This is a genomic window from Roseobacter sp. OBYS 0001 (genome assembly GCF_019654895.1).
Classification (GTDB): domain Bacteria; phylum Pseudomonadota; class Alphaproteobacteria; order Rhodobacterales; family Rhodobacteraceae; genus Roseobacter; species Roseobacter litoralis.
This window is the reverse complement of sequence record NZ_BPES01000018.1, coordinates 31,957-44,927: the sequence shown is the minus strand read 5'-3', so window position 1 is coordinate 44,927 and position 12,971 is coordinate 31,957. Positions and strand designations below refer to the sequence as shown.

The 12,971-nt window shown below is 57.1% G+C and carries 10 protein-coding genes and 1 pseudogene; 4 read left to right on the top strand and 7 right to left on the bottom strand.

Annotated features, from left to right (window positions below):
* Positions 1-112 precede the first annotated feature (112 nt).
* A pseudogene (locus tag K5Q35_RS21300) lies at positions 113-1,262 on the bottom strand (IS3 family transposase).
* 95 nt (positions 1,263-1,357) lie between these two features.
* On the opposite strand from K5Q35_RS21300, the gene K5Q35_RS23000 reads away from it, so the two are divergent.
* Positions 1,358-1,504, top strand: a complete 147-nt coding sequence (locus K5Q35_RS23000) for a helix-turn-helix domain-containing protein (protein ID WP_220801274.1) — start codon at positions 1,358-1,360, stop codon at positions 1,502-1,504.
* Between the two features lie 24 nt (positions 1,505-1,528).
* On the opposite strand, the gene K5Q35_RS22995 is transcribed toward K5Q35_RS23000, so the two are convergent.
* On the bottom strand, positions 1,529-1,747 hold the full coding sequence (locus K5Q35_RS22995) for a transposase (RefSeq protein WP_220801273.1): 219 nt from the start codon (positions 1,745-1,747) through the stop codon (positions 1,529-1,531).
* Positions 1,748-1,838: 91 nt separating this feature from the next.
* Between K5Q35_RS22995 and K5Q35_RS21285 the strand changes: the two genes are divergently transcribed.
* The gene (locus tag K5Q35_RS21285) at positions 1,839-3,755 is read left to right on the top strand and encodes a hypothetical protein (protein ID WP_220801272.1); all 1,917 of its coding nucleotides are present in this window, start codon (positions 1,839-1,841) and stop codon (positions 3,753-3,755) included.
* A gap of 54 nt (positions 3,756-3,809) precedes the next feature.
* Here the strand turns inward: K5Q35_RS21285 and K5Q35_RS21280 are convergent, their stop codons facing one another.
* The 5 genes from K5Q35_RS21280 to K5Q35_RS21260 all read right to left on the bottom strand — a co-directional run bounded on the left by K5Q35_RS21280 (position 3,810) and on the right by K5Q35_RS21260 (position 10,071).
* Positions 3,810-4,499 carry a rhomboid family intramembrane serine protease gene (locus K5Q35_RS21280; RefSeq protein WP_220801271.1) on the bottom strand — a complete coding sequence of 230 codons (690 nt, stop codon included), beginning with the start codon at positions 4,497-4,499 and terminating at the stop codon, positions 3,810-3,812.
* Between the two features lie 44 nt (positions 4,500-4,543).
* Positions 4,544-5,914 (bottom strand): hypothetical protein, encoded by a 1,371-nt coding sequence (locus K5Q35_RS21275; RefSeq protein WP_259650626.1) that lies wholly within the window; start codon positions 5,912-5,914, stop codon positions 4,544-4,546.
* Positions 5,915-5,936: 22 nt separating this feature from the next.
* Complete coding sequence (locus K5Q35_RS21270; RefSeq protein WP_220801269.1) at positions 5,937-6,542, bottom strand: polysaccharide biosynthesis/export family protein; 606 nt, start codon at positions 6,540-6,542, stop codon at positions 5,937-5,939.
* 194 nt (positions 6,543-6,736) lie between these two features.
* On the bottom strand, positions 6,737-9,154 hold the full coding sequence (locus K5Q35_RS21265) for a tetratricopeptide repeat protein (RefSeq protein ID WP_259650625.1): 2,418 nt from the start codon (positions 9,152-9,154) through the stop codon (positions 6,737-6,739).
* 221 nt (positions 9,155-9,375) lie between these two features.
* Positions 9,376-10,071 (bottom strand): sugar transferase, encoded by a 696-nt coding sequence (locus tag K5Q35_RS21260; protein WP_220801268.1) that lies wholly within the window; start codon positions 10,069-10,071, stop codon positions 9,376-9,378.
* Between the two features lie 466 nt (positions 10,072-10,537).
* On the opposite strand from K5Q35_RS21260, the gene K5Q35_RS21255 reads away from it, so the two are divergent.
* A complete protein-coding gene (locus K5Q35_RS21255) occupies positions 10,538-11,419 on the top strand; it encodes an ExeA family protein (RefSeq protein ID WP_220801267.1) in 882 nt (293 codons plus the stop codon).
* On the top strand, positions 11,416-12,966 hold the full coding sequence (locus K5Q35_RS21250) for a chain length-determining protein (RefSeq protein ID WP_220801266.1): 1,551 nt from the start codon (positions 11,416-11,418) through the stop codon (positions 12,964-12,966). The genes K5Q35_RS21255 and K5Q35_RS21250 overlap by 4 nt, the downstream gene beginning before the upstream one ends.
* Positions 12,967-12,971 lie beyond the last annotated feature (5 nt).

Below are 12,971 nucleotides of genomic sequence, written 5' to 3'. Positions count from 1 at the left end.
AGAATTATTAATGCACAAAGATCGAGCGTGGATTATAGTGTTTTGAGTTTAATTTGGGTTGATTTACAAATGAAGTGTAATTTTTTTGACCTGCTCCCCTTAGAGTCCGCGTTTATTGGTTAGCTCTGTTCAGGTTTTGGTCTTTCTTTGACCGGTTAGCATATTCCGACGGTGTCAGGCCAGCGAGGCTGGAATGCGGGCGGCTTTTGTTGAAGTCGGTGCGCCACGCTGCGATCAGATTGCGGGCATGACTTAGGCTGTCGAACAGATGCTCATTCAGACATTCATCTCTCATGCGTCCGTTGAAGCTTTCCACAAAACCGTTTTGCATGGGCTTGTCGGGCGCAATGTAATGCCAATCAACCTTGCGGTCTTCTTGCCACTTCAGGATCGCATTCGATGTCAGTTCGGTTCCATTGTCGCTGACCACCATAAATGGATATCCACGCATCTCAGCAATGCGGTCCAGTTCACGACCCACACGGTCACCAGACAGAGAGGTATCGACCACAGCAGCCAAACATTCGCGGCTGAAGTCGTCGATAACATTGAGAATGTGGAACCTGCGGCCACACGACAGGCTGTCGGACACGAAGTCCAGCGACCACCGCTGGTTCGGCCCCTGTGGGACTGCCATCGGTGCTCTGGTGCCCACCGCACGCTTGCGACCGCTCCGTTTACGGACTGTTAATCCTTCTTCGCGGTAAATCCGATACAGTTTCTTCCAGTTCACGTGCCAGTCTTCGCGTTTCAGCAGGATATGCAGCCGTCGATATCCAAAGCGTCGCCGCTCAGACGACAGCTCCTTCAACCGATCCCGCAGACCAGTATCCGCTGGTCGCTGGGATGTCCGACGATAAACACGCGGATCGATCCCAGCTAACGCGCAGGCGCGCTTCTGATTGTATCGCTTCTCTTTCATGGCCCAGGCCGCAGCATTGCGTCGCGATCATGCGTCCATTGTCCTCGGACCAATGGCGGAAATGGCCACATCCTCAAAAGTTTTTTCCCAGCATTTCCTTGAGAGTGGACACATCCATTATCTGCTCAGCCAGCAACTTCTTGAGCTTGGCATTCTCCGCCTCAAGGCCCTTCAGCTTCTTCACGTCAGGCACTTCCATGCCACCATACTTGGATCGCCATTTGTAAAATGTAGCATCGCTCACACCGTGCTTGCGGCACAATTCCTTCGCACCAAGCCCAGCCTGGTGCTCCCTCAATATCCCGATGATTTGCTCTTCGCTGAAACCGCTTCTCTTCATCGTCTGTCTCCTTGTTGGAGAACAGGGCTAACTCAAAACACCAGACATTTCAGGGCAGCAGGTCATCTTGACCAAACGACTGAATTGTATGTAGTTTGATTATAGGCCACTGCTACCTCCACCTTAGTCTGGGCGAACGCCGCAAGATTGCCAATCGGCGTATTGCAAAGACACCAGTGTCTAAAATCGCTGCTTGGTTGTGTCGAGCTCCCTCGACAATCCACCCCATTGCTTACCTTTGATGACCAGCCCGAGTTGAATGGCTATCACGCATAGGCAGTCTGCGAAGGGTTTAATTCCCGGGTGTTATGGCTCGCGACTAGAGCTGCCTGGAACATGACATACCGCAATAAATGCCGTCCGCTGCCGATAGCGCGTTTTCTTCGAGGTGTCCCACTGTCATGTGCAATTAGTGCAAGACCCAACAAAGCGACTGCCTGTTCATCAGGTATCTGGACAAATTCTGGCATCTCAGCGATCAGCATGGAACTGGCCTATCAAAGGGGGTGATCTCTGCCCGTGACGGGTTCCGAAAGCCGTAGCACATTTCGCATCTTTTTCCTAAGGTGCGGAATAATGCGCGTGTTTATCTTCGCCACTATCCTGAGTGTCTTGTTTGGCGCGACCGTTCTGACGGCGCAGACATCTGTGGAAAAACCTCTCGCACTGGATGGCAGTATTGCCTCCAATGGCCGCGCGGTAGAGCTGAGCTGGTTTGACGCGGATCCACCGCGCGTGGGCAGCGTCATCGTCAATCGCCGCACTCTGGGGCAGACGGGGGCGGACAGCTGGCAAGCGCTGGGGCCTGCTTTGGGGCCGGTCCTGCGCTTTACCGATGACACGACCGAGCCGGGCGTGGCTTACGAATATCAGGTGATGCGCACGGCGCGTGACATCGTGGACGTGGGCTATTGGGCGACCGGGGTCGAGATCCCCGCCACCGAGGCGCGTGGCACCGCCTATCTGGTCGTTGATGAAACAATCGCCGCTGATCTGGATGCCCACCTGCAGCGCTTCAATCGTGATCTGCTGGGGGATGGCTGGCAGGTGCAGCGCTTTGACGCCCCGCGTGGTGATCTGAAAGATCTGCCGCGGAACCTGACGGCCGCGCTGGCGGTCAAGACATGGCTGCAGGGCCAGTATTCGGAGGATCCCTTTGGGCAACATACTGTCATTCTGATTGGCCACGTTCCGATTGTTCTCAGCGGGCGAGTGGGTCCCGACGGGCACGAAGCACAGCCCCACGCGACAGATCTTTTCTATGCTGAGATGGACGGGCAATGGCGCGCGACACCCGGGGGTGTTCTTTTGGAAAACACCCTGCCTAGTGATGCCATAGAAATGCAGATCGGGCGCATTGATCTGTCACCGGTCAGTGAGGGCGACAAGGCGCGCGAAGTGGCTCTGTTGCGGGCTTATTTCGACAAGAACCACCACTGGCGCATGGGGTTGTTGGGGGATTTACGCGGCGCCTACGGCCAGAGCAACCACCTGACCACCGAGCAATATGGGCTGCGCAACATCGTAGGCCCACAGGCGGTTGAGGCAGGCGGACATCACGATGTGGGTGAGCGCGAACCCTGGCTCTGGGGGGTGGACTTCGGGCATTGGAAAGGCAGTGACTATGCGGCGGAATATGCCAACAAGGCGGTCTTTGCGATCAACTTCGGCAGCAACAAGCAAAAGATCGAACGCCCTTTCAATGCGATGACAGCGCTCTTGGCGCAGCCATGGTATCCGCTCGCCGTGGGCTGGGGCGGGCGGCCTGCGTGGTGGCTTCACCATATGGCCTTGGGCGGTACCATCGGAGAGGTGCACCGCCGCACCGTCAACAACGGCGTGGCTGCCGCACCCTACCGCGAGACGATGGATTACTTTCCCACCGGCAATTACCTCTGGCGCAACCCTGTGTGGGTGAACTTGCTGGGCGATCCGACGCTGCGGGCCTTTCCCCAGGCCCCGTCTGGTCGGGTGAGGACACAGCAAACAGACGCAGGGGTGCAGCTGTCATGGGAGGCGTCCCCCGACGGCGGTGTGACCGGCTACCGGATCTGGCGCGCGGCACCTGAAGACTATTTCGAACCCCTGGACGGGGGCACCCCTCAAACCGCCCTGACTTTCCTGGATACCGCGCCCGTGGCAGATGCCCGTTACATGGTGCGCGCTTACGGCCTCAAGGATGTCTATGCAGGGTCTTTTTACACGCTCTCTCAAGGGGCGTTCAGCGGCCTTAACGAGAATTTTGTGCAGAGCATGACGCTGGCCACCCACGCAGGCCAGCCCGCCCCCTTGCCGCAGGTCTTTAACACCCCGCAAAACGACCAGATCCATGCCATCATCGAAGGGCCGGCGCAGGGCACTGTCCGTCATAGCGATGGAGGTTGGCACTATACCCCGTCCAAAGGCTTCACAGGCAAAGTGGATCTGCGGTTTTCTGTATCAGAAGCAGGACGTACAGAAGTCGGCCGAATGCAGATCGCCGTCTCACCCTGATGCCAAAAGTGTCAGGCATGTGATGTATCTGCGGGCACGGTTCGGGTGATCCAGTTAGCTTGTTTTTGAAGCTTCCGGATCAAAGGGGCGGGGGTCTATCAGGAGGGCGGTGATCCAGCCTGCGATGAAGCCGCCCAGGTGGGTTTGCCAGGCCAGTTGCCCGCTCATGGCCCACCACAGGATGAGGTTGAGGGCGATCAGCAGGGCGACGGCTTGGGCGATGGGCAGCAGGCCTTGTTGAAAGGTGAAGCGGTCCACATACATCCACGCCAACACTCCGCCGGCGAGGCCAAAGAGCGCCCCTGAGGCACCGACCATCGGCTGTAGACCGGGCGCCAATACCGCATAGCCAGCGGCTCCACCGAGGATCGAGGCAACATAGAGGATGGAAAACCCGCGCACCCCGACACGGCCGAGCACCGCAGCGCCCAAAGACCACAGGGTGAACATGTTGACGATGAGATGGATCACGCCGCCATGTAAAAACCCATAGCTGAGAAACATGGCGTAGGGTTGCAGGGCGAAATTGGGGTTCCAGTCTTTCAAAAGTCCAGGCCAGAAGCCGCCGTATTCATAGGCCATCCCCCGCAGCCGCTCTGGCCTGACCAGGCCAAAATCACTGAGTTGCAGGAGGAATTCGAGCGCGCAGCAGATCGCAATCAGGACAAGCAAAACGTTGCTGCCCGGGATCTTGGTGCGCGGCGCAAGGCCGGGCGCGGATGAAAAGACGCTATCCTTAGCCATGTTCAACAATGAACAGCCCTGTCATGGCTTGGCAAGGGGGGTGATCAGGGATTCCAACTGAAGTTCCTTTGCAGCCCGACAAAGATGGTGTTGGAACTGCGATCCTCCTCGCTGTCGGATGTGGACAGGATATGGGACACCCCGCTGACGAGGCCCCAGTCTCGGGTAAGGGCGTATTGGTAGGACAGACTGAAATCAACCCGCCGTCCATCATCCGCCTGAGGCCCCAGTTCGTTGCGGTCAAAGAGGGAGAAATCCGCACCAATGCTCGACAGGCTGTTGACCTGATGCTGGTAGCCTGCATTCAGGGTGGTGTTAATCTGTTCTTCGTTATCACTGTTGGTGTTGAACTGTTGCGACAGACCAAAGCTGATCTGCGAGGTTGGCAGGGCATAGACATAATCAACATCGACCAGAGGTTCAAAGCTGCTGTTCTCACTGCGGGTGCCGCCCAGCGAATACGACAGGGCCGCGCGCCGGGACAGATCCATGTCGCGGTTGACGGTGAAAAACCCGCGCCGCCCGTCCCCGTTGGAACTCACCTCGGAGCTGAGCCGCGCCCCCAGTGTCCCGTTCGTCAGATCCCGCGTCAACTCAGCACTAAAGCTGACCCCGTCGTCGGTGGCGACCTCATCTCCGGTGCGCTCGATGGAGTCATAGGTTGCTTCAAAATCACCGGTGAGGAGGGGGGAAAACTCCAGCAGGACGCCCGCACCAAAGCCGGTTGTTTCGCGATTGGTCCCATCGCCCCGGGCGTCGAAGTTGAAATATTTTGCTGTCAGCCGCGGGATGATGCGGGGGTCGATGCGGAAACTGACCTGTGCAGAGGTATCCAACGTGCTCTGGTCGGTCAGATCGGGGTCGTCTGTCCCGCTGTAGCGGACTTCACTGTAATCAACGTCGAAACTGGCGCCGATGGGGGCTTCTACCCCGATCGCACCTATCAGCCCAAAGCCATAGTTTTGCCGGGTGCCGGTGTCCTGATCGATTGCGTTGCTGTCATTGTCGAAATCATCATCAAAGAATGTCGTAGTGGCGTCGGATTCGCGGTATCTCAGCGAGGTTCCGATGCTGGCGTTGCGCGTGGCCCGGTCATAGCCCAGTCGCAGAAACGTATTCGTGAGATCGACGCTGGATTTGTCATTGCGGCCCTCTTCGATATCGGTGCCAAGGCCGAGGGAAAAGTTTTGAAGGGAAGTGGCACTTTCCAGATTGAAGCCCAGGATCGTGCGGCCAAAGAAATCGGGATCACCCTCGATATCCAGATCGGGGTTGTCGCTGTATTCAAGCCGCTGGGTGACATCGAAGCTGGCGGTGATGCCGGGGGGCAGGGCCTCCTGGGCATGGGCGGCAATGCCGATGCCGCACAGGGCTGCAAACGCGCCAACCTTGTGGCGCGCGCGGCCTGTATTCATGATGTGCCTGTGCGAATGGGTCTTATTCGAACAGACGCCGTTCCGGTACCAGAATGACATCTCCGTCCTTCAGCTCGATCACATTGCTCGCGGTCCCGTTTGCCAGGGCCTTATAATTTAGTGTTACGACGTTTTGCACGCCGGTTTGCCGGTTCGTGCGGCGCAGTTGGATGCGCTTGACGGCGGCAAAGCGCGTCACGCCCCCGCCGACAGCAATCGCCTGCAACAGGGTTGTGCCGGGTTTGACTTCAAGCAGGCCGGGGGTGTTGACCTCTCCCAGAAAATAGACGTCGATCATGTCGCCATCCGCGGCTTCCTGCACATTCGAGGCGGAGGGAATGACCGAGACGAAAACCGTGGGCGGGTTCGCAAAATTGGACTGGATAGCGGTCGTCACATCGCTTTGGATCTGTACAGCGGTGCGACCGCTGGCCCGCACGGTGCCCGCAAAGGGAAAGTTGAAACGTCCATCGGGCAAAACCACGACAGACCGGTTGAGACTGGCGTCTTCGAGCACTTCGATGTTCAGGCCGTCACCGGGTTGCACCCGGTACTCCGATTGCGCCTGCGCCATGCTGGCCACCAGTACCAGAACCAGCCCCATGAGAATATTTTTGACATTTTGCATCGTCGTTTCTGCTCCATTGCAGCTTTGGGCCATCATCTATTGCCAGCTCCTGCATGAAAAGAACTGATTAAGCTCAGGTAAAAATTAGTCAAAAATGTAGTTATGACGTCACAGGCCCGCAGGATCCGTGATTTCAACCCGATCGCCCGCCCCACGGAGGAGCAGGCGCAAAGCGCTGATCCGGGATCAACCGATCAGTTTTCCGTGGCAGCGATGAGGTCGCGGGCTTCGATCACCTGCTCGCGCTGGTCATCAGGGCCGGCAATCTGCACGACCTTGCGGAACTGCGCCAAGGCATCTTCGGGACGTTCCAGCGCCTCATATGCTTTGCCGAGGTGATATTGCACCAGCGGGTCGTTGGGCAGGCCCTGTGCTGCGCCTTCAAGATAGGGCAGGGCCTCTTCACTTTCGCCGCGCCGGTGCAGGATCCAGCCGAATGTATCCTGCAGGGCAGGGATTTCAGTGTCGCGGAAACGCCGTGCCACGGCCCATGCACGATCAAGGCTTGCCTCGTCGGTGCGATAGGTGGTCAGCATGCTTGCCAGATTGTTGGCCACGATCACAGAACTTGAATCGCGCGCATAAAGCGACTCGTATATGTCGATTGCACCGTCGATATCCCCGGCACGTTCCTTGTAGGAGGCACTTGCCCAAAGCAGATTGCCGTTGTCGGGCGCCGCCGCAAGGGCCTCGTCGACGATGGCGCTGGCGCTGGTGTCACCCTCAAGGCGTTGCGTGACCCGGGCCAGTTCAAGCCAGACATTTGCAGCTTGTGGCTCTGCGGTCACAACCTCGCGGTAGATCGCCGCCGCCCCCTCGGGGTTGCCTGCCGCCGCCTCGACAGAGGCTACAATGGCACGCAAGGCCAGATTATCCGGGTTTTCCGCGATCAATTCTTCGGCCAGCAGCAAGGCACCGTCAACATCGCCTGTCCCAAGACGGACGCGCAGCAGTTCAACCTGACTGTTCAGGGTCGCATCATCAGAAGAGGCGATGCCTTCGATATAACTGATCGCGTCTTCGACGCCGTTGCGCACACTGATCAACTGCGCCTCAAGCCGGGTGGAGGCTTGTTGCGCGGCAGGGGTTTCGATCCCGCGCAGGGTGTTGACCACCTGTTCGGTCCGTCCCATGTTCTCCATCAGCAAATAGAGGTTACCCAGAGCGGAAAGCAGCTCGATATTTTGTGGGGCGAGGCGCAGCGCTGGGATCAGAGTATCCTCAGCGGGCAGATAGCGTTCCTGTTCAATCAGGACCCGCGCATAGCGCAGGCTTTCCTCGGGAGCATTGCCGGAGGCATCCACCGCAAGAGCCAGAAAATCATGTGACAACTCAAGGCGTCCGGTGCGCGCATAGGCCTCGGCCATCAGCCCCATGGCCTGTGCATCCTCAGGGTCACGATCCAGCGCCAGCCGCAGGTTGTTGATCGCGGCATCCGCGTCATCGGCGCGGATTTGCCAGGAGGCCTGCATCTTGAGGGCGGTCGGGTGACCTTCATCCGCGACGAGTACTTCTTCGACCTGCGCGCGCGCGCCAACTTCATTGCCGGTTGACAGCAGCATGCGCGCCAGAGCGACCTTGATATCGTTGGTCTGCTCCGAAGGCTCAGCGCCGGCGAGAATATCCTCAAGATCTGCAATCGCCTGGCTGGTGTCGCCCTGACCAAAAATAATTCCCGCCCGCACGGTTTGGAAGGGAATGGGGTCTTCCTCTTCGGCGATGGCGGCGTCCAGTTCGGCAAGGGCGGCCTCTGGCCCCTGCGTCTGTAGCAGATAGTTCACCAGATCGGCGCGGGGGGTGTTATCCCCGGGCGCGGCCGCATCGGCCAGCCTGCGCAAAAAAGCTTCTGCTTCGGCGTTCTGCTCGCGGGAGAGATAAAAGCGCAGCAGTGCCTGCTTGGTTTCCACATCCTCCGGGAAGCGGTCTACCATCTCAAGCAGCTGTGTTTCGATCCCTTCCATATCGCCGTTCTGCAGCAGGATACCGAGACGTTGGCGCCAATACAGCATGTTGTCAGGTTCACGTTCGATCAGCCATTCCAGTTCAGCCATCGCCTGCTCTGTGTCACCGTCGCGCACCAGCGTGTCCAGAAACAGTTTGCGCAGCATCACACTGTCGGGCAGCGACGCGAGCAGGTCTTGTGCTGCGCGTCCCTGATCACGGCGCGCGGGATCATCATTGGCCAGAGAAGCCGTGCGATACGCCAGTGCAATGGCGATGGCCTTGGCCCGCGTGTCGTCCGGTGCAAGCTCCACCGCTCTGGTGCCGTGGCGTTCGAGTTCTTCCCAGTTGGTGCCGTTGAAAGCCATCTCGCTCAGCAGAATGCGGGTTTCGGCATCATTCGGATATTGTTCCGCAAGGCGCAGGAACTGGCCATAAGCACCGCGGATGTTGCCATTCTCAAGCATGATGTTGGCCAGCAGAAAGCGTGCATCGCGGTGGCTGCCGTCGAATTCGAAAACATTGCGCAACTCAACCATACCGCGCTCGTAATCGCCCGCCTCAATAAGCTCGAGTCCGCTTTGGTAGTATTCCTCAGCGCGTTCCTCGGATGATTTACAGGCGCTGAGCGTGAGTACCGCAACCAGCATGATGGGAATAATCTTGAACAATCCAACTCTCCGCACAGTTTGAAAACTCTCTTTAAAAGATGAGTCTTAAAAGTTTATGCCAGTGCGGTTTCAGACGCCAGAGCCAGACAGACATGTATGGTCACAATTTGCGGACCGCCTATAGCGTTATGCGAAAAACCCGGACCTCTCAACGCTGTCTGAAATCAAGGATTTCAACGCGTTACGCGGCGCATGATATTTCAGGTATTTCGTCAAACGCTTTAGTAGCCCGTCCCGCGGACAACGACGCTCACAGTGCGCAGCAGCAACAGGGCGTCGGTTTTGAGCGAAACGGTCTGATAATACTCATCGTCATAGCGGGCACGGTCTGAAAAGCTGACCGTGTTACGGTCTGAAACCTGCCACGGGCCGGTGATTCCGGGACGCAGGCCGTAATAACCTTTGCCGGGATAGGCCGCCTGTTGGCACACCATCATCGGCCGGGGGCCCACAAGCGACATCGTACCATTCAATACGTTCAGCAATTGGGGCAACTCATCAACGGACGTCTTGCGCAAAACGCGGCCCACGAAAGTGATGCGGGGGTCATTCTTGAGCTTCTGCGTCGTGTCCCATTCGATACGGGCGGCGGGGTTTTCTGCAAGATGAGCTTCAAGCAGGTCATCTGCGTTCTGCACCATGGTGCGCAGCTTCCATATCCGGAATATCCGGCCATTCTTGCCGACGCGCAATTGTGTGTAGAACGGGCTGTGTCCGTCAAACGCGATGATCAAAGCCATGAGCGCGATAACAGGTGATATAATAGGTATTATGATCAAAGTCGCCACTATATCGAAGAAACGCTTGATCTTGTCCCGATAAACGCCCTTGGTGGGCCCGGACGCCACCTTGGGCCTCTGGATCTGTTGTGACTGCTCTTCAATCTCCACAACATGCGGCGCAAAATGTAATGTCATACACACTTCCGGACGAAATGACCCGGCTCCAAATACTGTTACACACAACGCGCATCGTTTTGACTTACAGAACACATGCGCAAAAATGCCTAATAAAGTCTTCCAGATACGACTGGAACAATTGTTAGCATTTTGTCCGGGCTCAAGCATAGCCCAGTGAGCGCTGTTTGGTAAATTTTTAGGAGAATTGATAGAAATTTTTGCTGAAATCAACATTTTACCCGCAGAGGTAGAAAAAATTAGGTGTAGATGTGGTTAATTGTCAGACGACAGGAATTAACTTCGTCATTGTCGGTCTTGTCTGCCGGTATTTTCGAATCAAATTTAAGGGCATCAATGCTACATCTGGCGAGATGCGAGCCTTGAAATACACTTATTTTGGCAATACAGCCCCTTCTGGTAACTATTACGCAAGATGATTACGTCTTTGCTGTCGGTATCAGGATAAGGATAAAGTTTCAGAGCTATGGCCGCTGAACTTTACAATACACATTTCGGTTTCAGCGAGCGACCTTTCTCTTTGTCGCCCGATCCTGATTTCCTGTTCCTGTCAAAATCACACACGCGCGCTTTTTCCGTTTTGGAATATGGGCTTATGACGCATGCGCCCTTGACGATGCTGACCGGTGAGGTTGGGATGGGCAAGACGATGTTGCTGCAGGCTTTGCTGCGCAAGGTGGAGGATGACATCACGCTGGGGCTGGTGTCCAATGCGCAGGGGGACCGGGGCGATCTGTTGCGTTGGGTGCTGAATGCGCTGGATGTCGCATTGCCATCCGAGACGGATTACGTGTCGCTGTTCCAGCATTTCCAGAACTTTGTGGTGAGTGAATATGCCGCCGGGCGCCATGTGGTGCTGATCATCGATGAGGCGCAGAACCTGGGCGCTGAGATGCTCGAAGAGCTGCGCATGCTGACCAACATCAATTCGGGCAAGGACGAGTTGTTGCAGATCATTCTGGCCGGCCAGCCGGAGCTGCGCGATCTGATTTCACGCCCCGAATTGCGCCAGTTTGCCCAACGTGTGACCGCAACCTATCATCTGGCCCCCTTTTCGCGCGCCGACAGCGTGGCCTATATCAAACACCGTCTGCAACGGGTCGGTGGCACGGGGGATGAAATCACCGCCCCTGCCCTGAGCCATATCCACCTTGAGGCAGAAGGCATTCCGCGCTCGATCAACAAGCTGTGCGATCTCGCGCTGGTCTATGCGGCAAGTGCGGGCAATACGGTTGTCGGCAAGCCGATCCTCAACGAGCTGATCCGCGACGGGCTGATCCTGAAACCGGCCCCCCCGCTGCTGGTCCTGACCGACCGGGTGGATCTTCCTGAAAAGGCTGCAGAATGAATCTGGATATCGCATTCTACTGGAAACTTCTTGTGCGCCGCATGCCGGTGATGATGCTGTTCGTGTTGCTCGGGTCAGGCCTTGGGGTCATCACCGCACTGAAGCTGCCCGAGACATGGTCCACAGAGGCGCGCCTACTGGTCGAAGCACCGCAAATTCCGGATGAAATGGTCCGCTCGACCATTCAGACAGATGCGTTGGAACAGCTTGATATCATTCAGGAACGGCTTTTGACCCGGGCCAATCTGATCGATATCGCCAACCGGCTGAACGTATTCGAAGACCTGCGTGCAATGGACCCCGATGAGGTCGAACAAGCGATGCGCACCGCCACCCGCATCCGGCGCACTGAGGGGCGCAATCAGGCGACCGTTCTGCGCATTTCCTTTGAGGCGCGTTCCGGCCGGATCGCAGCGGCGGTCGTCAATGAATATGTCACCATTATTCTGGACGAGAACGCCAGTTTCCGCATCGCACGGGCAGCAGGCACCTTGCAGTTTTTCCAACAGGAAGTGCAGCGTATGGAGGAAGAGCTGGCCCGGCAAAGCGCCGAGATTTCGCAGTTTAAATCCGACAATGTTGCGGCCCTGCCCGAAAATCAGAGCTACCGGCTGGGGCGGCAAACGCTGTTGCAAGAACGGCTGGAACGGCTGGAGCGCGAGCGTAGTGTCTATGAGGCACAACGCGCGGATATCGTTCGAATCTATGAGGCAACGGGCAGGGTCCGACAGGGCGAAAGCCAGGTTTCTCTCAGTGCCGATGAACAGCGTTTGAAGCAGGTGGAAGCCCAGCTCGACCAGGAGTTATCGCGCTACTCCGAGACACACCCCAATATCGTCAGCCTGCGTGCCCTGATCGAACGGCTGGAGGCCAGTGTCCTCGCCGAACAGGGAGAGAATGTGGCTGCAAATGCAGATGAAGAGGCCGCCGAAGACCCCATCCTGATCGCAACATTGTCCGAGATCGATACCCGGCTGAGCTTTATCGGGAATGACATCGAAAGCACGTCAGGCGAGCTGGCTCAGCTACAGGAAGCGATCACCCGCAGTTCCAGCAATGGCATCATTCTGACTGGGCTGGAGCGCGAATATGAGATCATCGAAAGCCGCTACAATGCTGCCGTGCTGAATCTGAACGCCTCGCAGATGAGTGAACGGATCGAAACCACTGCACAGGGTCAGCGCATCACCATCATCGAAAGCGCCACCGTTCCCAATGAGCCGACCGGCCCGAACCGGCCCAAGATCGCCATTGCGGGGGCTGCCGTTGGCATCGGGTTGGCGGGGGCCTATTTTGCCCTGCTTGAATTTCTCAACCGGACCATCCGCCGTCCGGCAGAGTTGGTCAGCCGCTTTGATATCACCCCTATCGCAACCATTCCTTATATGGAAAGCCGCCGCCGCCGCCTGATCCGCCGCGCAAGCATCATCGGTGCTACGGTTTTCGTGTTGATAAGTGTTCCTTTGGCTCTTTGGTATATCGACAGCACGTATCTACCACTGGAACTGATTGTGCAAAAGGGTCTGGCCCGTTTGGGGCTTGGGTAAGGTAA